The sequence below is a fragment of the Metapseudomonas cellulosilytica genome (assembly GCF_049334135.1).
GTDB lineage: Bacteria > Pseudomonadota > Gammaproteobacteria > Pseudomonadales > Pseudomonadaceae > Metapseudomonas.
Map to the genome: position 1 here is coordinate 48,391 of NZ_JBHZGN010000024.1, position 22,875 is coordinate 71,265.

The window sequence follows — 22,875 nt, forward strand, 5'->3', positions numbered from 1 at the left end:
GCCGGCCTACAGGGTGAAGCCTTCCCTTTCCATCCGCGCCAGCAGGCCCTGCCAGACCGGCAGCTTCGCGGTGTCGCCGACGCGCTTCGGGGTGCCGCCTTTCAGGGTATAGAGCCCCTGGGCATCAAAGGCATAGCGCAGGTCCAGGTCCTTGCGCCGCGAGACGGGAAGAATCTCATCCCGCAGATTGTCCAGCACCAGGGGCTCGGCATCCGGGGTTTCGTAGTAGGTCACCACCATGTGCGCCTGGTTCAGGTCCAGGGCCCTGGCGTAGGTGATGCGCAGCTTTTCCCGGGCAACGCCCAGTTGCACCAGGGTGAAGTACTTGGCCACGGCGAAGTCCTCGCAGTCTCCGGCGCCCTTGGCCAGAGTTTCCAGCGGGGTGGCCCAGTAATCCCGGCGCTGCCACAGGGCGCTGTCGTCGGTGAAGCGTATCTGCTGGTTGATCTCGTGGTTGACTGCCAGCAGTTGCTCGCGCTCGGTCATCCGGCGACCGTTTTCCAGCAGGTCGCGCCAGGCGTGCAGGCGATCCTTGGCCGGGCCGCTGCGACCGTAGCGCTTTTCCGCCTTGCGCATGAGCGGGTCGAGGCTCCAGGCAGCCTTGGCGTCGTTGGCGCCCAGCAGCAGGCCGCCGCTGAAGGTGACGATGACCAGCATGAACCAGGACAGGGAAACGCCGAAGCGGCGGGAGGCAGGCTTCTGCAACGGGTTGATACTCCAGGGGAAAGCGGCCGTAGCCGGGTTCAGCGGTGAATCAATCCGTTGAGCGAGCCACTGGCGAGGGGAGACCTTCCGCCAGCTCGGGATAGGCGCACACTAGGGGCACTGCGGTCGTCGCCGCAAGGCACAGGGGACGCGCGGCAGGCGGAAAATGCGGAGGATGCCTGGGGGATGGCTCTGGAATGGGCATGAGCGGCCTGGACCGGCCGTCGGAAAGGCGCTGTCCTGCTGCCCGCCGGGTGCGCTGTCTGGTCGCGCATCCGACGGACGATCATTTCGGGTCATTTCCCGAATTCGACCCTTTGTTGATGGATCAGAGATTGGTATTGCTGCGTTTGTCGGCCACTGGCGCCCATACCTTCGTCCTGGTATTGCCGCCCGGCAGCGGTTGGTTGTACTTCGACCATCCTGGTGAAGCTCTCGCTGGAGTCTTCCCTCATCTGCACCTGCTGATTGCGTATCCGGTACTCGTCCAGGCGGTCACTCCCATTTTCCGCGAGGACCGGGCCCGGTCCCGTTGTCACCGCCAGGGCCAGGAGCAGGCCGCTGAGGGTCGTCAGGTTGAGTGTTGATTTCATCGTCGTGTCCTCTTGTTCCCCACTCGCCCCCCAACGAGCTGGATAAATAGGATCGGCGATTGTTACAGGCCGTGGTGGCGGCCTGACAGGTGGCAAGAAAAAGGACCGGCGGGCAATTGCAAGCCTTTGGGTGGCATGGGGATTTCCGAGTTATCCGCCCATTTCGCTGTCCCGTGCCCCGACATGGTGGCGGCCATGGCGGGCAACGGGAAGGGGACGCTTGTGCGTTCGCGAGCGCTTCTCGTTCCAGCTTGCATTGGCCGGGGCGGAACCGCCTCAGATAAGGCTCTGCGCCTGGTAGGGTGGGCTTTAGCCCACGCCGACTTCCCTTGGTGGGCTGAAGCCCACCCTACGGACTGAGTGAGTCCGTCGGGGCGGAGCCGAAAAGAAGCGCCCCCGCCAGAGAGGGCAGGGGCGCCGCGTGGATTCCTCGTTCATGAGGAATGGGGAAGTCGCGGATCAAGCCTTGGGCGTGGTGTCCTGCTGTTCCTTCCAGCCGCCGCCGAGGGCCTTGTACAGGTTCACTTCGCTGGCCAGCTGGTTGAGGCGGTCGCCGATCAGTTGCTGGCGCGCGCTGAACAGCTGGCGCTGGGCGTCCAGCAGGGTCAGGTAGCTGTCGACGCCGGTGCGGTAGCGGCGCTCGGCGAGGCGGTAGTACTCCTCGGTGGTCTTGACCAGGGCGCGCTGGGCACCCAGTTGCTGCTGGTAGGTGGTGCGTGCGGCGAGGCCATCGGAGACTTCCTGGAAGGCCACCTGGATGGACTTCTCGTACTGCGCCACCTGGATGTCCTTCTGCAGCTCGCTGTAGTCGAGGTTCGCCGAAAGACGGCCGGCGGTGAAGATCGGCAGGCTGATGCTCGGCTGGAACAACCAGCTGCCCGAGCCCGCATCGAACAGGGCCGAGAGCTCGTTGCTGGTGCTGCCGGCGTTGGCGGTCAGGCTGACGCTGGGGAAAAAGGCCGCGCGCGCCGCGCCTATATTGGCATTGGCGGCCTTGAGCAGATGCTCGGCCTGGAGTACGTCAGGGCGCCGCTGCAGCAGGTCGGACGGCAGGCCGGCCGGCACTTCGGCCAGCAGGTCGGCGTCCAGGGCCAGGCCTTTGGGCAGGTCCGCCGGCAGGCCGGTGCCCACCAGCTGGACCAAGGCGTTGCGGTCCTGGGCCACCAGGCGGCTGTACTGGGCCAGGCTGACCTGGGCGCTTTCCACCGCGGTGCGCGCCTGGCTCAGGGCCAGGGCGTCGGCGACGCCCACGTCGAAGCTGCGCTGGGTGAGGGCGTAGCTTTCCTGGTAGGTCTTCAGCGTGTCCCGGGTCAGCTGCAACAGGGCCTGGTCGGCCTGCCAGTCGAGATAGGCGTTGGCCACCGCGGCCACCAGGCTGATCTGGGTACTGCGGCGCGCCTGTTCGGTGGCGAAGTACTGCTCCAGGGCTTGCTCGTTCAGGCTGCGCAGGCGGCCGAAGAAGTCCAGTTCCCAGGCATTGGTGCCGAGGGTGGCGCTGTAGGTGCTGCTGGTGTCGGCCTCGCCGCTCTGGTTCATGATGCCCGGCATGCGCTGGCGGGTGGCGCCGCCATCGGCGGAGATGGTCGGGAACAGCTCGGAACGCTGGATGCGATGGAGCGCGCGGTACGCCTCGACGTTCAGCGCGGCGGCGCGCAGGTCGCGGTTGTTGTCCAGGGCGAGCTGCACCAGCTGGTGCAGCGCCGGGTCCTGGAAGAACTCGCGCCAATCCAGGTCGGCGGCGGTGGTGGATACCTGCGCCGCGCCCTGGCTGTAGGCCTCGCCCTCTGGCCAGGCGGCGTCCACCGGCGCTTCCGGGCGCTGGTAGTCGGGGATCATGGAACAGCCACCGAGCAGGGCTGCGGCGATAGTCAGGGATATCAGGGAACGCCTCACTGCAGGGCCTCCTTCTTGATCGCGGCCTTGCTTGCCTTGTCCTTGAACAGCGAGCAGACCAGCACATAGAACAGCGGCACCCAGAAGATGGCCAGGACAGTGGCGGTGAGCATGCCGCCGATCACGCCGGTACCGATGGCGTGCTGGCTGCCGGAGCCGGCGCCGTTGGAGATGGCCAGGGGCACCACGCCGAGGATGAACGCCAGCGAAGTCATGATGATCGGGCGCAGGCGCATGCGGCAGGCTTCCACAGCGGCGTCGAACAGGCTCTTGCCCTGCTCGTGCAGCTCCTTGGCGAATTCGACGATGAGGATCGCGTTCTTCGCCGAGAGGCCGATGGTGGTGAGCAGGCCAACCTGGAAGAACACGTCGTTGGACAGGCCGCGCAGGCTGGTGAACAGCAGCGCGCCGATCACGCCGAGCGGCACCACCAGCATCACCGAGAACGGAATCGACCAGCTCTCGTAGAGGGCCGCCAGGCAGAGGAACACCACCAGCAACGACAGCGCATAGAGGGCCGGGGCCTGGGAGCCGGACAGACGCTCTTCAAAGGAGAGGCCGGTCCAGGAGTAGCCGACGCCGGCCGGCAGCTGCTTGGCGATCTCTTCCACGGCGGCCATGGCCTCGCCCGAGCTGTGGCCCGGTGCGGCCTCGCCGAGGATTTCCACCGCCGGCACGCCGTTGTAGCGGGCGAGCTTGGGCGCGCCGTAGGTCCATTTGCCACTGGCGAAGGCGCTGAACGGCACCATCTGGCCCTGGTCGTTGCGCACGTACCACTTGTTCAGGTCGTCGGGGTTCATCCGCGCTTCGGGCTCGCCCTGCAGGTAGACCTTCTTTACCCGGCCACGGTCGATGAAGTCGTTGACGTAGCTGGCGCCCCAGGCGATGGACACGGTGTTGTTGATGTCGGCGAGGGACAGGCCATGAGCACGGGCCTTCTCGTCGTCGATCAGCAGCTGGTACTGGGGCTCGTCGCGCAGGCCGTTGGCACGCACGCGGTTGAGCACCGGGTTCTTCGCCGCCAGTTCGAGGAACTGGTCGCGAGCGGCGTTCAGCGCTTCGTGGCCGATGCCGGCTCGGTCCTGCAGGAACAGGTTGAAGCCGGTGGCGTTGCCCAACTCCATCACCGCCGGCGGGGCAAAGGCGAAGACCATGGCGTCGCGGAAACTGAAGAAATGCTTTTGCGCGCGCTGGGCCAGGTCGAACACGCTCTGGCCTTCGGCGGTGCGCTCTTCCCATGGCTTGAGCATGATGAAAGCCATGCCCGAGCTCTGGCCGCGGCCGGCAAAGTTGAAGCCAGTGACGGTGAACACCGATTTCACCGTGTCCTTCTCAGCGTCCAGCAGGTACTCGCGCATCTGATCCACCACCGCCTGGGTCCGTTCGGCGCTGGCGCCAGCCGGGGTCTGCACCTGGGCGAAAAGCACGCCCTGGTCTTCCTCGGGAAGGAAGGCGGTGGGGATGCGGGTGAACAGCCAGGCCATGGCGACGATGATCACCAGGTAGAGGGCGAGGTAGGGCGCCTTGCGCTGGAGGATGCCGCGCACGCCACGCTCGTAGCCGTTCACGCCACGCTCGAAGGTGCGGTTGAACCAGCCGAAGAAGCCGCGCTTCTCATGGTGGCCCTTCCCGACGGGCTTGAGCAGGGTGGCGCAGAGGGCCGGGGTGAAGATCAGCGCCACCAGCACCGAGAGCGACATGGCCGCGACTATGGTGATGGAGAACTGTCGGTAGATGACGCCGGTGGAGCCGCCGAAGAAGGCCATCGGCAGGAACACCGCCGAGAGCACCAGGGCGATACCCACCAGGGCGCCCTGGATCTGGCCCATGGACTTGCGCGTGGCTTCCAGCGGCGACAGGCCTTCCTCGGCCATCACCCGCTCGACGTTCTCCACCACCACGATGGCGTCGTCCACCAGCAGGCCGATGGCCAGGACCATGGCGAACATGGTCAGGGTGTTGATGGTGAAGCCGAACATCGCCAGCACGCCGAAGGTGCCGAGCAGCACCACTGGCACGGCGAGGGTGGGGATGATGGTGGCGCGGAAGTTCTGCAGGAACAGGAACATCACCAGGAACACCAGGACGATGGCTTCGCCCAGGGTGTGGATCACCCCTTCGATGGAGGCGGAAACCACCGGGGTGGTGTCGTAGGGGAAGACCACCTTCATGCCGGCGGGCATGAAGGGCTCCAGTTCCTTGACGGTGGCGCGGATCGCCTTGGCGGTGTCCAGGGCGTTGGCGCCGGTGGCCAGTTTGATCGCCATGCCGGAGGCCGGCTTGCCATTGAACTGGGCGCTGATGCTGTAGTTCTCGCCGCCCAGTTCGATCTTCGCCACGTCGCGCAGGCGCACCTGGGAGCCGTCGCGGTTCACCTTGAGGAGGATCTCGCCGAACTGCTCGGGGGTCTGCAGGCGGGTCTTGCCGATGATGGTGGCGTTCAATTGGGTGCCGGGCGAGGCGGGCAAGCCGCCGAGCTGGCCGGAGGAGATCTGCACGTTCTGCGACTGGATGGCGGTCTTCACGTCCACCGGCGTCAGCTGGTAGTTGTTCAGCCGCGCCGGGTCCAGCCAGATGCGCATGGCGTACTGGGCGCCGAACACCTGGAAGTCGCCAACGCCCTTGGTACGCGAGATGGGGTCCTGGATGTTGGAGACGATGTAGTTGGCCAGGTCGTTCTTGTCCATGCTGCCGTCTTCGGAGACGACGCCGATGACCAGCAGGAAGTTCTTCACCGCCTTGGTCACGCGGATGCCCTGCTGCTGCACTTCCTGCGGCAGCAGCGGGGTGGCCAACTGGAGCTTGTTCTGCACCTGCACCTGGGCGATGTCAGGGTTGGTGCCCTGCTCGAAGGTGGCGGTGATGGTCATGCTGCCGTCGGAGTTGCTCTCCGAGGAGATGTAGCGCAGGCCGTCAATACCGTTGAGCTGCTGCTCGATCACCTGCACCACGGTGTCCTGCACCGTCTGCGCCGAGGCGCCAGGGTAGGCGACCTGGATGCCCACCGCCGGCGCGGCGATGCTGGGGTACTGGTTGATCGGCAATTTCAGGATGGACAGGCCGCCGGCGAGCATGATCACCAGTGCGATCACCCAGGCGAAGATCGGGCGATCGATGAAGAATCTCGACATCTAATGGCTCCTCAGTGGCTCTTGGCCAGGCCGTCGCCCGCAGGCGCCTGGGCGGCCACATTGGTCGCCGGGGCGGCGTTCACTACGACACCCGGACGCACGAACTGCAGGCCCTCGGTGATCAGGCGATCGCCGGGGTTGAGGCCTTCGTTGACCAGCCAGCGGTCGCCGACCGTGCGTTCAGCCTTGAGCTGGCGCAGTTCCACCTTGTTCTCGGCGTTCACCACCAGCGCGGTGGCCTGGCCCTTGAGGTCGCGGGTAACGCCCTGTTGCGGCGCGAGAATCGCTTGCTGCTTGACCGCCGAACCCAGGCGGGCGTGGACGAACATGCCGGGCAGCAGGGTGTGTTCCGGGTTCGGGAAGACCGCGCGCAGGGTCACCGAGCCGGTGCCTTCGTCCACCGAGACTTCGGAGAATTCCAGGCTGCCCTTGTGCGGGTATTCGCTGCCGTCTTCCAGCAGCAGGGAGACCTTGGCGCCGCTGGCGCCGGCCTTTTCCAGCTGGCCCTCGGCCATTTCCCGGCGCAGGCGCAGCAGGTCCTTGGTGGACTGGGTGACGTCGACGTAGATCGGGTCCAGTTGCTGGATGGTGGCCAGGGCCAGGGTCTGGCCATTGTTCACCAGGGCGCCTTCGGTAACGGTCGAGCGGCCGACGCGACCGGAGATGGGCGCCAGCACCTTGGTGTAGCGCAGGTCGATCCTGGCCTTCTCCAGATTGGCTTCGGCCTGCAGGCGCGCGGCCTGGGATTCGTCGTAGGCCTGCTTGCTCACCGCCTGGTCGCTGACCAGGTCCTTGTAGCGCGCCGCCAGGGACTGGGCCGATGCCAGGCTGGCCTCGGCGCTCTTGTAGGTGGCGGTGTAGACGGATGGGTCGATCTGGTAGAGCTGCTGCCCGGCCTTGACCTCGCTGCCTTCGGTGAACAGGCGCTTCTGGATGATGCCGTCGACCTGCGGACGAACTTCGGCGATGCGGTACGCGGCGGTACGGCCCGGCAGCTCGGTGGTCAGGGTGAAGCTCTGCGGCTGGAGGGTGACGACGCCGACCTTGGGCGTCTGGGCTGGCGGCGGAGCCGAGGCTTCCTGGCAGCCGGTGAGGCTGAGCGTGGCCAGTGCGATGGCGGAAACCAAGGCGGCAAAGGCTGGCTTCATGGGCATCTGAAGGGACCTCAATTTTCTGGAGGGACGGCCCTGGATAGAGGGCATTGCAAGGCAGGTTCTGGATTGTCGCGAAGGTGCACGAATATACTTACATGCGTGAATGTTTGTAAATTCAATCTTCCTGTGCCGCTGTGAGATTTTGTTTCCTGGTCGGGTCGATTTTTTCCACGAAAGCAACCAGATAGGTTCCATTGGCGAATGGCCAGACGTACCAAAGAGGAAGCCGAAGAAACCCGCGTGCAGATACTCGATGCCACCGAGCGGGTATTCCACGAGAAAGGGGTCTCCCGTGCCTCCCTGGCGGAAATCGCCGCGGCCGCCGGGGTTAGCCGGGGTGCCATCTACTGGCATTTCGAGAACAAGACCGACCTCTTCCAGGCCATGCTGGAGCGCATCCGCATGCCGATCGAGGAACTGGCCCGCGCCAGCGAGAGCGAAGATGAGCCCGACCCGCTCGGGCGCATGCATCAGTTGCTGGTGCGCCTGCTCAGGCGCGTGGAGTTGGACTCCCAGAGCCGGCGCATCCACGAGATCCTGCGGCACAAGGTGGAGTACACCGAGGAACTGGGGGACTTGCGGCAGCAGATGCAGGACCTCAGTGCCGAGTGCGACCTGCGCATCGCCAAGGCCCTGCGCAACGCCGTGAATCGTGGTCAGCTGCCGGCGGACCTGGATTGCAGGCGTGCCGCCATCAGCGTGCATGCCTACATGGAGGGGCTGCAGACCAACTGGCTGCTGGTGCCGGGCGGCTTCTCCCTGGCCGAGGAAGCGGACAAGCTGGTCGACGCCCTGATGGACATGCTGCGCTTCAGCCCGGCGTTGCGGGTCGGGGACCGCTGACCGGGGGATAGGGCGGCTGGCGCCTTGCCGGTGAAGCCCGGCACGGCGCCGCCGGGGTTTCCCCAAGCCGAACCGGGGCATGCGCGCCATGTGCAGCCATGCCTTGGTCGCCGTGTGTCATTAATCCGGCGCCAACCTGGCCTTCGCATCGAGCCCCGTTTCTCCCCTGGATCAGGCGCCGCACGCTCTGGAATGGGCCTTTCGGTTGTAATGAGAACCTTTCTTTCTTGGCCGCTCGTGACGCTGGTCGGGTTAAATCCGCAGCTGTCCGGCAAGTGGGGGTCTTCACTGGCGAGTGGGAATAGTCTCGGCTAAGGATGTTTGTAGGCTTCTGTGGGGGCAGCGCCATTTCTCTCCACGGACGTGAACTATAAGAAGGCGGCCGGAGATTGGCCGCTCCCATCACTCAGCCAGTGGAGCGCCGAGATGAAGAGTTTCTCGCAGCCCCGTTCCGAGTTGTCCGAAGCCCTGAATCGTCTGCGTCACACCTTCTATGTGGTGGGTGGTTTCAGCGGGGTCGTCAACCTGCTGATGCTGGCACCCGCGCTCTACATGTTGCAGGTCTACGACCGGGTGCTGGCGAGCAGCAACGTCACCACCCTGGTCATGCTCACAGTGCTGATGGTCGGGCTCTACATGCTCATGGCGCTGCTGGAGGTGGTCCGCTCCTCGGTGTTGATCCGCCTCGGCAACCGCCTGGACATGAGCCTGAACAAGCGCATCTTCAACGCTTCCTTCGAGCGCAACCTGCGCCGCGCCGGCGGCAACCCGGCCCAGGCCCTGCAGGACCTGGCCCAGGTTCGCCAGTTCCTCACCGGCAATGGCCTGTTCGCGTTCTTCGACGCACCCTGGACGCCCATCTACCTGCTGGTGATCTTCCTGGTGCATCCGTTGCTGGGCGTCATCACCCTGGTCGGGTCGGTAATCCTGTTCTGTCTGGCCCTGGTCACCGAGATGGTCACCCGCGGTCCGCTGGCGGAGGCCAACCAGGCGGCCATGTCGTCCGGCAGCTTCGCCAACAACAACCTGCGCAATACCGAAGTGATCGAGGCGATGGGCATGTTGCCGGCGATCCGCGAGCGCTGGTACGGCAACCACCAGCGCATCCTCGAGAAGCAGACACTGGCCTCTGACCGCGCCGCCTACATCAATGGCGCCAGCCGCTTCGTGCGCATCACCCTGCAGTCGCTCATCCTCGGCGCCGGCGCACTGCTGGCGATCAAGGGCGAGATCACCGCCGGGATGATGATCGCCAGTTCCATTCTCAGCGGCCGCGCCATGGCCCCGGTGGAGCAGGCGATCGGGGTGTGGAAGCAACTGCTCTCCGCCCGGGGTTCCTGGGAGCGCCTGACCAAGCTGTTGCAGGACTTCCCGGCACGAAACAACGCCATGTCGCTGCCCAAGCCGCAGGGCATGCTGTCGGTGGAGCAGGCCATGACCGCCGCGCCCGGCGGCGTGGTCACCATCCTGCGGGGGATCAACTTCAGCCTGGCGCCCGGCGAGGCGCTCGGCATCATCGGTCCGTCGGCGGCCGGCAAGTCCACCCTTGCCCGCCTGCTGGTGGGCGTCTGGCCGGCGCAGACCGGCAAGGTGCGCCTGGACAACGCCGACATCTACCTGTGGAACAAGGAAGAGCTGGGCCCCTGGATCGGTTACCTGCCCCAGGACGTGGAGCTGTTCGAAGGCACCATCGCCGACAACATCGCCCGTTTCGGCGAGCTGGACAGCGAGGAGGTGATTCTGGCGGCCAAGCGCGCCGGGGTGCACGAGATGATCCTGCGCTTCGAGAAAGGCTATGACACGCCGCTGGGCGTCGATGGCAGCCCGCTCTCCGGTGGGCAGAAGCAGCGTATCGCGCTGGCCCGCGCCATCTACGGCGACCCCTCGATGATCGTACTCGACGAGCCCAACGCCAACCTCGATGACCTGGGGGAGGCCGCGCTGGTGGAGGCCATCCTCGACCTGAAGAAGCGGGGCAAGACGCTGGTCCTGATTTCCCATCGCCCCAGCGTGCTCGGCACGGTGGACAAGGTCCTGCTGCTGCGTGATGGCGGTATGCAGTTGTTCGGTCCCCGCGAGGAAGTCTTCGCGGCGCTGCGCCAGGCCAGCGTCATGCCCTCGGTGGGCACGCCCAACCTGGCATCCATGCGGGCTAAGGAGTAATCGATCATGCAAGCGGCAAGCGAAAGCAAGGCCCTGGTAAAGGTCGAACAACCGGCGCAGGTGGACATGGACGACATCCGGCCCGCCCGTTGGGGCATCTGGATGGTGCTGGCCGGGTTCGGCGGGTTCCTGGTCTGGGCGATCCTGGCGCCACTGGACGCCGGCGTGGTGGCCAATGCCACGGTGAATGTCACCAACGCGCGCAAGACGGTCCAGCACCTCACCGGTGGTGAGGTGGACGCCATTCTGGTGCGCGAGGGCGACAAGGTGAGTACCGGTCAGGAACTGGTGCGGCTGGACCCGACCCAGGCGATCGCCGAGCAGGGCGCCCTGAGTTCCCAGTACATCGTGGCCAAGACGGTGGAGGATCGCCTGGTGGCCGAGCGTGATGGCGCCGATACGGTGACCTTCACCCCGCAACTGCTGGAGCGCTTCAGTGGCGACCCGCGTCTCATCGAGGCCATCGCCCTGCAGCAGCGCCTGTTCCATACCCGGCACAAGGGCCTGGTGGGCGAGGTCAGCATCCTCAAGGAAAACCTCAATGGCGCCGAAGAGCAGCTCAAGGGCCTGCGCCAAGTCCAGGCCACCCGCGCCAGCCAGTCAAGCCTGCTGGGCCAGGAACTGGACGGCGTGCGCAGCCTGGCTGCCGAAGGCTACATCCCGCGCAACCGCATGCTCGAACTGGAGCGCAACGCCTCCGAACTGAACGGCTCCATGGCGCAGAACATCGCTGACATCGGCCGTACCCGCAACCAGATCGCCGAACTCAAGTTGCGCATTCTCCAGCGTGAGCAGGATTTCCAGAAGGAAGTGGAATCGCAGCTGACCGACATTCAGAAAGAGGTCACTTCCCTGGCCGAGCGCCTGCGCTCCGTCGACTACCAGGTGGAGAACACCGTAATCCGTTCACCCATCGACGGCATCGTCCTGGGCCTGAACATCGCCACGGTCGGCGGCGTCATCCAGCCCGGGGCGCGGATCATGGACGTGGTGCCGGACAAGGAACCCCTGCAGGTGGACGCCCAGGTGCCGGTGCAGGCCATCGACAAGATGGTGCCGGGCCTGCCGGTGGACATCACCTTCCCGGCCTTCAACCACGCGCAGACTCCGAACATTCCCGGCCGCGTAATGACGATCGCCGCCGACCGTCTGGTGGACGAGTCCAGTAAACAGCCCTATTACTTGGCTCAGGTGGAAGTGACGGAAGAAGGCATGAAGATGCTCGGGCCGAACAATATCCGCGCGGGCATGCCGGCCACCGTGACCATCAAGACCGGGGAGCGCAGCCTGATGAGCTACCTGATGAAGCCGCTGATGGGCCGCGTCGGAAACGCATTCAAGGAGCAGTGACATGAGATCACGGATGGCCATTGCCGGTTTACTCGGAGCTGTCACCCTGCCTGTGTCCGCCATGGACCTCAGCGAAGCCTGGAACACCTACCAGGTCCAGGGCCCCACCTACCTGGCCTCGGTGCACGAGCGTCAGGCCGGGCAGGAGTTCAAGGAACTGGGCAAGGCGGGCGTGTTGCCGACCATCAGCGCCAGTGCCTTCTGGAAGCGGGTGGACGGGACCACCGAGCAGGACAACGTCGCCGGCCGCAGCGTCGAGAGCGATCTGGATTTCGATTCCAAGGCGGGCGTCGTGGAGTTGCGCCAGCCGCTGTTCAACAAGCAGCGCATGGCCGAGTACCGCCAGGGCAAGCAGCGCACCCTGTTCAGTGATGCGGTGTTCGACTCCAAGACCCAGGATTCGGCGGTCAGCCTGGCCAGCCGGTACTTCGCCGTGCTGCTGGCGCTGGAGACCATCGATCTGGCCAAGGTCAAGCTGAAGAACCTGGAAAACCAGGTGCAGGCCGCCAAGCGCCGTTTCGAACTGGGCGATGGCACGGTGATCGATATCGACCAGGCCTCCGCGCGGCGCGACCTGGCCCAGGCCGAACTGATCGAAGCCGAGGACAACCTGCTGGTGGCGCGACGCCTGCTGCAGGAGCTGCTCGGCGTGTTGCCGGAGGAAATGTCCACCTTGCGCACCGAGTTCCCCACGCCACCACTGGAGCCGCCGACCCTGCAGGACTGGATCGACGATGCGCGGGCCAACAACCCCACCATCATCGCCCGCAGGCGCGGTGTGGATATCGCCGAGGAAGAGGTGAACCGGGCCAAGGCCGGACACTGGCCGACGCTGGATTTCGTCGCCGCCTACAACGATACGGAAAGCGACTCGGTCTCCACCCAGAACCAGACGAACAAATATGGCTCCGTGGGCGTGGAGTTGCGCATGCCGATCTTCTCCGGCGGCGCCACCAGCGCCCAGGTGCGCCAGGCCACGGCCAACCGCGAGTTGGCCAATGACCAGCTCAACTCCAGTCGCGAGGAAGTGCTGTCCGGCGCCACCCGGGAGTTCCGCGGGGTGCAGAGTGGCGAACAGCGGGTGCGAGCCCTGGAGAAGGCGGTGGAATCCAGCGAACGGGCCCAGGATTCGGCACGCAAGGGCTTCCAGGCCGGCACCAGTACCAACCTGGACATCCTCAATGCCGAGGAGCAGGCCTTCATCGCTCGCCGCGACCTGCTGGAGGCCAAGCTGCGCTACCTGCTGTCGCGGCTGCGCCTGGCCGCGGCGGTGGGGTCCCTCGGCGGGGACGATATCCAGCGGGCCAACGAATACCTGGGGCCGGCGATTCCGTTGCATCCGTGAGTTGGACTGGTATCTGGTGTGAGGCCGCTTGGAGTTAGTTCGTCCAGCCGATTGCCGAGTGTGCTTTGGGTTTCTGTTTCGCCCTCCCGGGCGAGTCCCTTTTTCAGTCGCCGGAGTGCCGCCCACCCAAAAGGAACCAAAACGCTTGCCCCGTCATCCGGGTTCGGCTACGCCGAGCTCCCCTCGCTCCATCCTTGCTCCGGGGGCCCGGCGTGAGGGGCCATCCATGGCCCCACACGCCTCTCGCGGCATCCATGCCGCTCGTCCCCCTCTGCAACGATTCCGCTCGGCCTCCTGAAGGGGCGGAGTCGCCGCCCCACCTCTGCTACTCAGTTTCAGACCACTGATGGCTTCAGGATTGTTCGTGCCGCGCCGGCGCGAGTCACCCCTCTCCCTGCGGGAGAGGGGCCGGGGGTGAGGGAAGTATCCGGCTGGCTCGAAATCCCAGGAAAATCCGATGCCCAGAAAACCTCACCGCGCCGCACTCACCCCTTCCAGCGTGGCAAACGACGTGTCCTTGGCGGTCAGCAGGAAATCGCGCATGAACGGCGCATCCAGCATGTCCGCGCGGATCGCGGCGAACAGCGTGCAGTACAGCCCTTTCTCGCCCAGTCGCTTGGCGGTGACGTAGCCCCGCGAGCTGTACTCGTGCAGCGCCCAGTTGGGCAGGCAGCAGACGCCGCGGCCGCTGGCCACCAGCTGCATCATCATCACCGTGAGTTCCGAAGTGCGCACCTGGGCCGGCTCCACGTCGGCCGGTTCGAGGAAGCGGGTGAAGACGTCCAGGCGGTCACGCTCCACCGGATAGGTGATCAGGGTCAGGCTGGCCAGGTCTTCGGGAACGATGAAGGGCTTGCCCGCCAGGACATGCTGGTTATCCACCGCCAGCAGCGCCTCATAGGTGAACAGCGGCACGTAGGTGATGCCGGCCAGGTCCACCGGGTCGGCGGTCACCACCAGGTCCAGGTCGCCCCGGGCGAGGGCGGGCAGGGGCGCGAAGGAGAAGCCCGAGGCCAGGTCCAGCTCCACCTCCGGCCAGGCATCGCGGAACTGGTCGATGGTGGGCATCAGCCACTGGAAGCAGCTGTGGCACTCGATGGCCATGTGCAGGCGGCCAGCGGTGCCGCCGGCCAGGCGCGCCAGGTCGCGTTCGGCACTGCGCAGTTGCGGCAGCAGGCTGTCGGCCAGCTGCAGCAGGCGCAGGCCGGCGCTGGTGAAGCGCACCGGCTTGGTCTTGCGCACGAACAGCGGCATGCCGAGGCGCTCTTCCAGTTCCTTGAACTGGTGGGAGAGGGCGGACTGGGTGAGGTGCAGGCGCTCGGCGGCCTCCACCAGGCTGTCAGCCTCGCGCAGGGCGTGCAGCGTCTTGAGATGGCGCAACTCGAGCATGGGGTGGCCTCTATGAGTAAAACTTGAGATGAACGCGAATTTGTTGAGTTTGTCTCAAGTAGCCATGGCTGTCGACAATGGCTCCATTACTTTGATGGAGATTCGACTCATGGCCCTTTCCCATTCCCTCGGCTTCCCGCGCATTGGTCGCGACCGTGAACTGAAGAAGGCCCAGGAAGCCTTCTGGAAGGGCGAGCTGGATGAGGCCGGCCTGCGTGCCGTGGGCCGTCGCCTGCGCGCCGAGCACTGGCAACTGCAGAAGGACGCCGGAATCGAGCTGCTGCCGGTGGGCGACTTCGCCTGGTACGACCAGGTACTGACCCACTCCCTGACCTTCGGGGTCATCCCGGAGCGCTTCCGTGGAAATGGCGAGGCCAGGCCGACGCTGCAGACCCTGTTCGGCATGGCCCGTGGGGTGGCGGACAACTGCTGTGGCAAGGCCCATGCCGAGGAATTGACCAAGTGGTTCGATACCAACTACCACTACCTGGTGCCCGAGTTTTCCGCCGACCAGCCGTTCGCCCTGAGCTGGGAACAGCTCTTCGAAGAAGTGGCGGAGGCCCATGCCCTGGGCCACAAGGTGAAGCCGGTACTGATCGGCCCGCTGACCTACCTCTGGCTGGGCAAGGCCAAGGGCGGCGAATTCGACAGGCTCGACCTGCTGGAGCGCCTGTTGCCGGTCTATGGCGAAATCTTCCAGCGCCTGGCCGCTCAGGGCGTGGAGTGGGTGCAGATCGATGAGCCGATCCTGGTGCTGGACCTGCCCCAGGACTGGAAGAATGCCTTCGAACGCGCCTACAACCTGATCCAGCGCGAGCCGCTGAAGAAGCTGATCGCCACCTACTTTGGCGGCCTGGAGGACAACCTCGGCCTGGCTGCCGGCCTGCCTCTGGACGGCCTGCATATCGACCTGGTGCGCGCCCCCGAACAGTTCCCCGCCATCCTCGACCGCCTGCCGGGCTACAAGGTGCTGTCCCTCGGCGTGGTGAACGGCCGCAACGTCTGGCGCTGCGACCTGGAGAAGGCCCTTGCCGTGCTGCGTCATGCCCATGAGCGCCTGGGAGAGCGCCTCTGGGTCGCGCCATCCTGTTCGCTGCTGCACAGCCCGGTGGACCTGTCCCGCGAGGACCAGCTGGATGCCGAGCTGAAGAGCTGGCTGGCCTTCGCCGTGCAGAAGTGCGAGGAAGTCGCGCTGCTATCCCGTGCCCTCGCCGAACCGGAGGCCCCGCAGGTGCTGGAGGCCCTGGCCCTGAGCCGCGCGCTGCAGGCCAGCCGTGATGCTTCGCCACGTATCCACAAGCCGGAGGTACAGGCACGCCTGGCCGCCCTGGGTCCGCAGGACAGCCAGCGAGCATCGCCTTTCGCCGCACGCATCGAAAAGCAGCGCGCGCGGCTCGGCCTGCCGGCTTTCCCCACCACGACCATCGGCTCCTTCCCACAGACCCCGGCGATTCGCCTGGCGCGCCAGGCGTACAGGCAGGGCAGGCTGTCGGAGGCGGAATACACCGAGGCCATGCGCAGCGAGATCCGCCACGCGGTGGAGGTGCAGGAGCGCCTTGGCCTGGATGTACTGGTGCACGGCGAGGCCGAGCGCAACGACATGGTGGAATACTTCGCCGAGCAGTTGGACGGCTACGCCTTCACCCGTTTCGGCTGGGTGCAGAGCTACGGCTCCCGTTGCGTCAAACCGGCGGTCATCGCGGGTGATCTGAGTCGTCCCAAAGCCATGTCTGTGGAGTGGATCCGCTACGCCCAGAGCCTGACCGCCAAGTGGATGAAGGGCATGCTGACCGGGCCGGTGACCATGCTGCAGTGGTCTTTCCCGCGCGAGGACGTATCCCGCGAAGTACAGGCGCGGCAGTTGGCCTTGGCCATCCGTGACGAAGTGGCCGACCTGGAAGAGGCCGGCGTCCGCATCGTGCAGATCGACGAAGCCGCCTTCCGCGAAGGCCTGCCGCTGCGCAAGGCCGACTGGCAACCGTACCTGGACTGGGCCACCGAGGCCTTCCGCCTGGCCTCCAGCGGCGTGCGGGACGAAACCCAGATCCACACCCACATGTGCTACAGCGCGTTCAACGATGTGATCGAGTCCATCGCCGCCATGGATGCCGACGTCATCACCATCGAGACCTCGCGCTCGGACATGGAGCTCCTGGAGGCGTTCGACGCCTTCGCCTATCCGAACGACATCGGCCCCGGCGTGTATGACATCCATTCGCCGCGGGTGCCGGACAGCGCCGAAATGGCCAGGCTGTTGCGCAAGGCCGCCGGGCGCATTCCCGCCGAGCGGCTGTGGGTCAACCCCGACTGCGGCCTGAAGACCCGCGCCTGGCCGGAAACCGAGGCGGCACTGGTGAACATGGTGGCGGCCGCCCGGCAGCTACGCGCGGAACTCAACTGCCATTGACGCGCGCGCCCGTGAAGGGAGCGTTTTTCCTCGCGGGCGCCATGACCGTTCGGCGATGGTCATGAAATTGTCATGGTTCTGTGGCAGAGCGAAGCACGGGAATTCATCAGAATCGCGTTCAACTGGGGTTTTGCGTTCTGGATTTCCAACATGCGTGTGCTGATCCTGCTCGCCGCGCTCATTTGCGGCCTGCCTTCCTTTGCTTTCGCCCGCTGCGACCTGACCGTGCCGACGGAGACCGTCGACCTGGGCGAGGTGCGCCTGGCGTACCAGAGCGTGGGGCGTGAGCGGGACCCGGCGCTGCTGCTGATCATGGGATTGGGCGGGCAGTTGATCCACTGGCCTGACGAGGTAGTGGAGCGGCTCTGCGAAAGCGGTTTCCGGGTGATCCGCTTCGACAATCGCGACGTCGGGCTGTCCGCCTGGACCGGTGCCGAGCCCTCGGTGAACCTGCCTTATGAAGTGCTGCGCTATCGGCTGGGCCTACCGGTTTCGGCGCCCTACGGCCTGCGTGACATGGCGCTGGACTCGCTGCGTCTGCTGGATGCGTTGCATGTCGAGCACGCCCATGTGCTGGGCGCCAGCATGGGCGGGATGATCGCCCAGTACCTGGCCGACATCGCCCCGGAGCGGGTGCTGAGCCTGACCCTGGTGATGACCAGTTCCGGCGCCCAGGGCCTGCCCGCACCCAGCCCGGCCCTGCTCGAATTGCTGGCCCGGCGTGAGGCGCCGAGCCGGGACGTGGCCATCCAGCAACAGGCCGACCTGCTGGCGGCATTGGGCAGTCCGGACGTCGCCGATGACCGCGGGCAATTGCTGGAACAAGCGGCCAGGGCCTACGACCGCTCCTTCAACCCCGAAGGTGTGCAGCGGCAGATGCTGGCGATACTCGCCGAGCCCAGCCGCGTCGACCTGCTCAACCGCCTGCGGGTGCCCACGCTGGTGGTGCACGGCACCGCCGATCCGTTGCTGCCGGTGATGCACGGCGTGCACGTGGCCGCCCATATCAAGGGTTCGGAACTGAAACTGATCCCCGGCCTGGCCCATCGCTTCCAGGAGGCCTTCAAGGAGCCGCTGCTCTCAGCCGTGCTGCCGCACCTGATGGCCCACCGCCGCGCCGAGGGGCATGTGGCGCAGCTGTGATCGAGTCGTTTCGAGGGACCTTGCCATCCATGGGAGATTACATGTCAATCTGCGGCAAGGAAGGGTGGATATCTCGTTGAGGATTTACACCATTGGCGTCTTGCACGGCCTCGATGGTGGATAGAAAAGCGCAATCCACCCTACACAGCTGCTTGAGCCTCCCACGGGCTTTCCCGCTATCAGGCCGCATCCGCCCGCGGCCGGCGCGGATGTTCGTGCTTCAGGTACTGCGCCAGGCGCGCCTGCTGGCTGGCGGACATGAACAGGCCAAGCTTGGTGCGGCGCCAGAGGATGTCTTCGGCGCTGATGGCCCATTCTTCCGCGCAGAGGTAATCCACTTCTCGGGTATAGAGGCCGGCGCCCAGGTGTTCGCCGAGGTCGGCCAATTCCTTCATGCCGCGCAGCAGGTTCCAGCTGCGGCTGCCGTAGAGGCTGGCCCAGCGCCGGGCGAGGCTCGTCGGCAACCAGCCGAACCTGGAGCAGAGGGCTTCCGTCAGGGCGCTGCGGCTTTCCATCTGTTCGCCACCCGGCAGCGGTGCGCTGGCGGTCCAGGGCCCCTTGGCGAACGGGAACCAGGGCGTCAGTTGCTGCAGGGCGCTTTCCGCGAGTTTGCGGTAGGTGGTGAGCTTGCCGCCGAACACCGAAAGCAGCGGCGCCTCGCCGGGGTGGGCGGACAGGGCGAGGGTGTAGTCGCGGGTCACCGCCGACGGGTCGGCCGACTCGTCGTCGCACAGCGGGCGCACGCCGGCGTAGCTGTGGAGGATGTCCTGTTCGTCCAGCTGGCGCTTGAAGTGGCGGTTGACCACATCCAGCAGGTAGCGGGTCTCCTCGGGGGTGATCGCCACCTCGGCCGGGTCGCCGTGGTACTCGCGGTCGGTGGTGCCGATCAGGGTGAAACGTTCCAGGTAGGGGATGGCGAAAACGATGCGCCGGTCCTCGTTCTGCAGAATGTAGGCCTGCTCGCCGTCATGCAGGCGCGGCACGATGATGTGGCTGCCCTGGATCAGGCGGACGCCGTAGGGCGCCTGTTGCTTGAGGTCCTGCTCGATGAAGCGCGCCACCCAGGGGCCGGCGGCATTGACCAGGGCGCGGGCGCGAATCGACAGCAGGCTGCCATCGGTGCGTTCCAGGTGGATATGCCAGAGCCCTTTGCTGCGCCGGGCGCTGACGCAACGGGTGCGGGTGTGCACGTGGGCGCCGTGCTCGCGGGCGGCCATGGCGTTGAGTACCACCAAGCGGGCGTCGTCCACCCAGCAATCGGAGTACTCGAAGCCGCGGGTGATTTCCGCCTGCAGCGGGCTGCCGGCACCGAAGCGCAGGCTGCGGGAGGCGGGCAGGCGTTTGCGCTTGCCGAGGTGATCGTAAAGGAACAGACCGGCGCGGATCATCCAGGCCGGGCGCAGGTGTGGCCGGTGCGGCAGGATGAAACGCAGTGGCTTGACGATGTGCGGTGCCTTGGCAAGCAGCACTTCGCGCTCGGCCAGGGCTTCGCGTACCAGGCGGAATTCGTGGTGCTCGAGGTAGCGCAGGCCGCCATGGATCAGCTTGCTGCTGGCCGATGACGTGTGCTGGGCGAGGTCATCCTTCTCACAGAGGAATACCGACAGGCCCCGGCCAGCCGCATCGGCGGCGATGCCGACGCCATTGATGCCGCCGCCGACGACGGCGAGGTCATAGACTTCGGCGATGGGGGAGTGGTTGTGGTTCATGACTGGGCACCGAAGTCGAAATCGAACTTTCAATGTTCATTTCCGAAAATAGCCTAGTCGAGTGAACGCGAGATGACTAGCCCGAAACGCGATTGCGCGCCGGGTGGTCGGGAAAACTCAGGGGTGGTGGTCGGTCAGACCCGATCCAGGTGCACCTTGTGCTCGGCCAACAGGCGGCCCAGGGCAGGGGAAGGCTGGTGGTCGGTGAACAGCCGGTCGACCAGGGCGATCGAACCCAGGCGCACCACGGCGTTGCGGCCGAACTTGCTGGAGTCGGCGGCGAGGAAAACCTGGCGGGCGTTGTCGATGATGGCCTGGGAGACGCGCACTTCCTGGTAGTCGAAATCCAGCAGGCTGCCGTCTTCGTCTATGCCGCTGATGCCCACCAGGGCGTAGTCCACCTTGAACTGCTGGATGAAGTCCACCGCCGCCTGGCCGACGATGCCGCCGTCGCTGCGTACCGTACCGCCGGCCACCAGTACCTCGAAATCCGGCTTGTCGGCCATTTGCGCGGCCACATGCAGGTTGTTGGTGATCACCTTCAGGCCCTTGTGGCCCATCAGCGCGCGGGCAATGGCTTCGGTGGTGGTGCCGATGTTGATGAACAGCGAGGCGTGGTCGGGAATGTACTCGGCGACGGCCTCGGCGATACGCTGTTTCTCGTCGCGGTTCTGTCCGGCGCGCATGGCGTAGGCGGTGTTCTGGATGCTCGAGGCTTCGCTGGCCGCGCCGCCGTGGGTACGCCGCAGCAGGCCGTGCTCGGCGAGCTGGTTGATGTCGCGGCGGATGGTCTGTGGCGTCACGGCGAAGGCCTGGGCCAGTTCGTCGATGCTGACGTAGCCGCGCTCGCGGGTGAGGTCGAGGATGTCTTGTTGCCGTGGGCCCAGGTTCATGCTGGCTCCTTGTTTTGCGCGGCATTATAGCGGTGGGCTGTCGAATGACGGCTTTTCCCGTTAAGGTACGCCGAATCTGTCGCAGGATTTTCACAATCGAACATGACACCCGCCATCGATCTGCTGAAGAAAGCCAAGGCTGAGCACAAGGTGCACAGCTATTCCCACGATCCCAAGGCGCCGTCCTACGGCCTGGAGGCTGCCGAGAAGCTCAACCTGGACCCGGCCAGGGTGTTCAAGACCCTGCTGGCCGCCACCGAGAAGGGCGAGCTGCTGGTGGCCGTGGTACCGGTGGCGGGCAGCCTGGACCTGAAGGCCCTGGCCCAGGCGGCGGGGGCGAAGAAGGCCGAAATGGCCGACCCGAACCAGGCACAGCGCAGCACCGGCTACCTGGTGGGGGGCATCAGTCCGCTGGGGCAGAAGAAGCGTCTGCGCACCTTCATCGACAGCACGGCGCGGAATTTCGACAGCATTCATGTCAGCGCCGGTCGGCGTGGCCTGGAGGTGGAGCTGTCCGCCGATACCCTCGCGGCCCACACCCAAGGGCAGTTCGCTGAAATCGGCCGTCCCTGACACCCCATAACAACAAGGAAGCATCGCCATGGCCCAGTATCTGCTCGCCATCGACCAGGGCACCACCAGCAGCCGCGCCATTGTCTTCAGCGCCCAGGGCCTGCCGGTGGCTCGCGCCCAGCAGGAATTCAAGCAGTATTTCCCCAAGGACGGCTGGGTGGAGCACGACGGCGAGGAGATCTGGCTCACCACCCTCAAGGTCTGTCGCGAAGCCTTGGAGCAGAGCGGCCTGAACCCGGCCGAGATCGCCGCCATCGGCATCACCAACCAGCGCGAGACCACGCTGGTGTGGGACGCCGTGACCGGTACCCCTATCCATCCGGCCATCGTCTGGCAGGACCGCCGCACCGCCGACTACTGCACGTCGCTCAAGGCTGCCGGCCATGAAGCGGATGTGGCCAATCGCACCGGCCTGTTGATCGACCCTTATTTCTCCGCCACCAAGCTGCGCTGGATACTGGAAAACGTGCCGGGCGCCCGCGAGCGCGCCGAGCGTGGGGAGCTGCGTTTCGGCACGGTGGACACTTTCCTGCTCTGGCGCCTGACCGGCGGCAAGGTGCATCGCACCGACGCCACCAACGCCTCGCGCACCCTGCTGTTCAATATCCACAAGCAGCAGTGGGACGATGAGTTGCTGCGACTGTTCGACATCCCCGCCAGCCTGCTGCCGGAGGTGCTGGACAGCGCCGCCGAGTTCGGCGCTACCGAGGCCGGGTTGCTCGGCGCGAGCATTCCGGTGCGCGGCATGGCCGGCGACCAGCAAGCGGCACTGATCGGCCAGGCCTGCTTCCAGCCAGGCATGGTGAAGAGTACCTATGGCACCGGTTGCTTCATGATCCAGAACACCGGCGACCAGCCGGTGGTCTCCCGCAACCGCCTGCTGACGACTGTGGGCTATCGCCTGAACGGCAAGGTGAGCTATGCGGTGGAGGGCAGCATCTTCGTCGCTGGCGCCGCGGTGCAGTGGCTGCGCGACGGTATCAAGCTGATCAGCCACGCCCGCGACACCGAAGCCCTGGCCGAGCAGACCGGCGACGCCTGTGGCGTCTATCTGGTGCCGGCCTTCACCGGCCTCGGCGCACCCTACTGGGATCCGCGCGCCCGCGGCGCGATCTTCGGCCTGACCCGCGATACCGGGATCAAAGAAATCGTCACCGCCGGCCTGCAGTCGGTCTGCTACCAGACCCGCGACCTGCTGGAAGCCATGGCCCAGGACGGCGCCGCCGCGCCCAGTGCCCTGCGGGTGGACGGCGGCATGGTGGAGAACAACTGGGTGATGCAGTTCCTCGCCGACATTCTCGGGGTGCCGGTGGAGCGCCCGGAAGTGACCGAGACCACAGCCCTCGGCGTGGCCTACCTCGCCGGCCTGCAGGCGGGCCTGTACCGCGACCTGGACGAAGTGGCCAGCCACTGGCACCGCCAGCAGCGCTTCGTGCCGCGCATGGCCGAAAGCCACCGACAGAAGCTCTACGACGGTTGGCTGGATGCCGTGAAGCGGGTACGCAGCGAGGCCTGACCGCGCCGCAGTGCAAGGGTGAGCGCGCAGGGCGCCATATCCACCCTCCGCTAGACTTAGCAGGCTGT

The 22,875-nt window shown here is 65.9% G+C and carries 16 protein-coding genes; 8 read left to right on the forward strand and 8 right to left on the reverse strand.

Annotated elements, in window-relative coordinates; translation table 11 throughout:
* Positions 1-6 precede the first annotated feature (6 nt).
* The 5 genes from ACFW0H_RS24195 to ACFW0H_RS24215 all read right to left on the reverse strand — a co-directional run bounded on the left by ACFW0H_RS24195 (position 7) and on the right by ACFW0H_RS24215 (position 7,476).
* Positions 7-657: a transglutaminase-like cysteine peptidase gene (locus tag ACFW0H_RS24195; protein ID WP_422916430.1), complete on the reverse strand. Its 651-nt coding sequence runs from the start codon at positions 655-657 to the stop codon at positions 7-9.
* A gap of 344 nt (positions 658-1,001) precedes the next feature.
* Complete coding sequence (locus ACFW0H_RS24200; protein ID WP_422916389.1) at positions 1,002-1,298, reverse strand: hypothetical protein; 297 nt, start codon at positions 1,296-1,298, stop codon at positions 1,002-1,004.
* 459 nt (positions 1,299-1,757) lie between these two features.
* A complete protein-coding gene (gene adeC / locus ACFW0H_RS24205) occupies positions 1,758-3,191 on the reverse strand; it encodes an AdeC/AdeK/OprM family multidrug efflux complex outer membrane factor (RefSeq protein ID WP_422916390.1) in 1,434 nt (477 codons plus the stop codon).
* Positions 3,188-6,322 carry an efflux RND transporter permease subunit gene (locus tag ACFW0H_RS24210; RefSeq protein WP_422916391.1) on the reverse strand — a complete coding sequence of 1,045 codons (3,135 nt, stop codon included), beginning with the start codon at positions 6,320-6,322 and terminating at the stop codon, positions 3,188-3,190. Before ACFW0H_RS24210 ends, adeC begins: the two co-directional genes overlap by 4 nt.
* Positions 6,323-6,333: 11 nt before the next feature.
* Positions 6,334-7,476 carry an efflux RND transporter periplasmic adaptor subunit gene (locus tag ACFW0H_RS24215; RefSeq protein WP_422916392.1) on the reverse strand — a complete coding sequence of 381 codons (1,143 nt, stop codon included), beginning with the start codon at positions 7,474-7,476 and terminating at the stop codon, positions 6,334-6,336.
* 201 nt (positions 7,477-7,677) lie between these two features.
* Here ACFW0H_RS24215 and ACFW0H_RS24220 point away from each other — a divergent pair, with 201 nt between their 5' ends.
* The 4 genes from ACFW0H_RS24220 (at position 7,678) to ACFW0H_RS24235 (ending at position 13,177) form a co-directional block, all read left to right on the forward strand.
* Entirely contained in the window at positions 7,678-8,319 is a 642-nt protein-coding gene (locus ACFW0H_RS24220) for a TetR family transcriptional regulator (protein ID WP_422916393.1), read from the forward strand.
* Positions 8,320-8,745: 426 nt separating this feature from the next.
* Complete coding sequence (locus ACFW0H_RS24225) at positions 8,746-10,482, forward strand: type I secretion system permease/ATPase (protein WP_422916394.1); 1,737 nt, start codon at positions 8,746-8,748, stop codon at positions 10,480-10,482.
* Between the two features lie 66 nt (positions 10,483-10,548).
* Positions 10,549-11,832, forward strand: a complete 1,284-nt coding sequence (locus ACFW0H_RS24230) for an HlyD family type I secretion periplasmic adaptor subunit (RefSeq protein WP_422916431.1) — start codon at positions 10,549-10,551, stop codon at positions 11,830-11,832.
* A 1-nt stretch (position 11,833) separates the two neighbouring features.
* A complete protein-coding gene (locus ACFW0H_RS24235) occupies positions 11,834-13,177 on the forward strand; it encodes a TolC family outer membrane protein (RefSeq protein WP_422916395.1) in 1,344 nt (447 codons plus the stop codon).
* Between the two features lie 471 nt (positions 13,178-13,648).
* On the opposite strand, the gene metR is transcribed toward ACFW0H_RS24235, so the two are convergent.
* Positions 13,649-14,566, reverse strand: a complete 918-nt coding sequence (gene metR / locus ACFW0H_RS24240; RefSeq protein WP_422916396.1) for a transcriptional regulator MetR — start codon at positions 14,564-14,566, stop codon at positions 13,649-13,651.
* Between the two features lie 109 nt (positions 14,567-14,675).
* Between metR and metE the strand changes: the two genes are divergently transcribed.
* Positions 14,676-16,973 (forward strand): 5-methyltetrahydropteroyltriglutamate--homocysteine S-methyltransferase, encoded by a 2,298-nt coding sequence (gene metE, locus ACFW0H_RS24245; protein ID WP_422916397.1) that lies wholly within the window; start codon positions 14,676-14,678, stop codon positions 16,971-16,973.
* A gap of 150 nt (positions 16,974-17,123) precedes the next feature.
* Positions 17,124-18,116, forward strand: coding sequence for an alpha/beta fold hydrolase (locus ACFW0H_RS24250; protein WP_422916398.1), 993 nt, complete (start codon positions 17,124-17,126; stop codon positions 18,114-18,116).
* A gap of 179 nt (positions 18,117-18,295) precedes the next feature.
* Here the strand turns inward: ACFW0H_RS24250 and glpD are convergent, their stop codons facing one another.
* Both glpD and ACFW0H_RS24260 read right to left on the reverse strand, forming a co-directional pair.
* Positions 18,296-19,825, reverse strand: a complete 1,530-nt coding sequence (glpD, locus tag ACFW0H_RS24255) for a glycerol-3-phosphate dehydrogenase (protein ID WP_422916399.1) — start codon at positions 19,823-19,825, stop codon at positions 18,296-18,298.
* A 134-nt stretch (positions 19,826-19,959) separates the two neighbouring features.
* Positions 19,960-20,718, reverse strand: a complete 759-nt coding sequence (locus tag ACFW0H_RS24260) for a DeoR/GlpR family DNA-binding transcription regulator (RefSeq protein ID WP_422916400.1) — start codon at positions 20,716-20,718, stop codon at positions 19,960-19,962.
* A gap of 102 nt (positions 20,719-20,820) precedes the next feature.
* On the opposite strand from ACFW0H_RS24260, the gene ybaK reads away from it, so the two are divergent.
* Together ybaK and glpK are read left to right on the forward strand one after the other, a co-directional pair.
* On the forward strand, positions 20,821-21,291 hold the full coding sequence (gene ybaK, locus ACFW0H_RS24265; protein ID WP_422916401.1) for a Cys-tRNA(Pro) deacylase: 471 nt from the start codon (positions 20,821-20,823) through the stop codon (positions 21,289-21,291).
* A gap of 28 nt (positions 21,292-21,319) precedes the next feature.
* On the forward strand, positions 21,320-22,807 hold the full coding sequence (glpK, locus tag ACFW0H_RS24270) for a glycerol kinase GlpK (protein ID WP_422916402.1): 1,488 nt from the start codon (positions 21,320-21,322) through the stop codon (positions 22,805-22,807).
* The last annotated feature ends 68 nt before the right edge of the window (positions 22,808-22,875 follow it).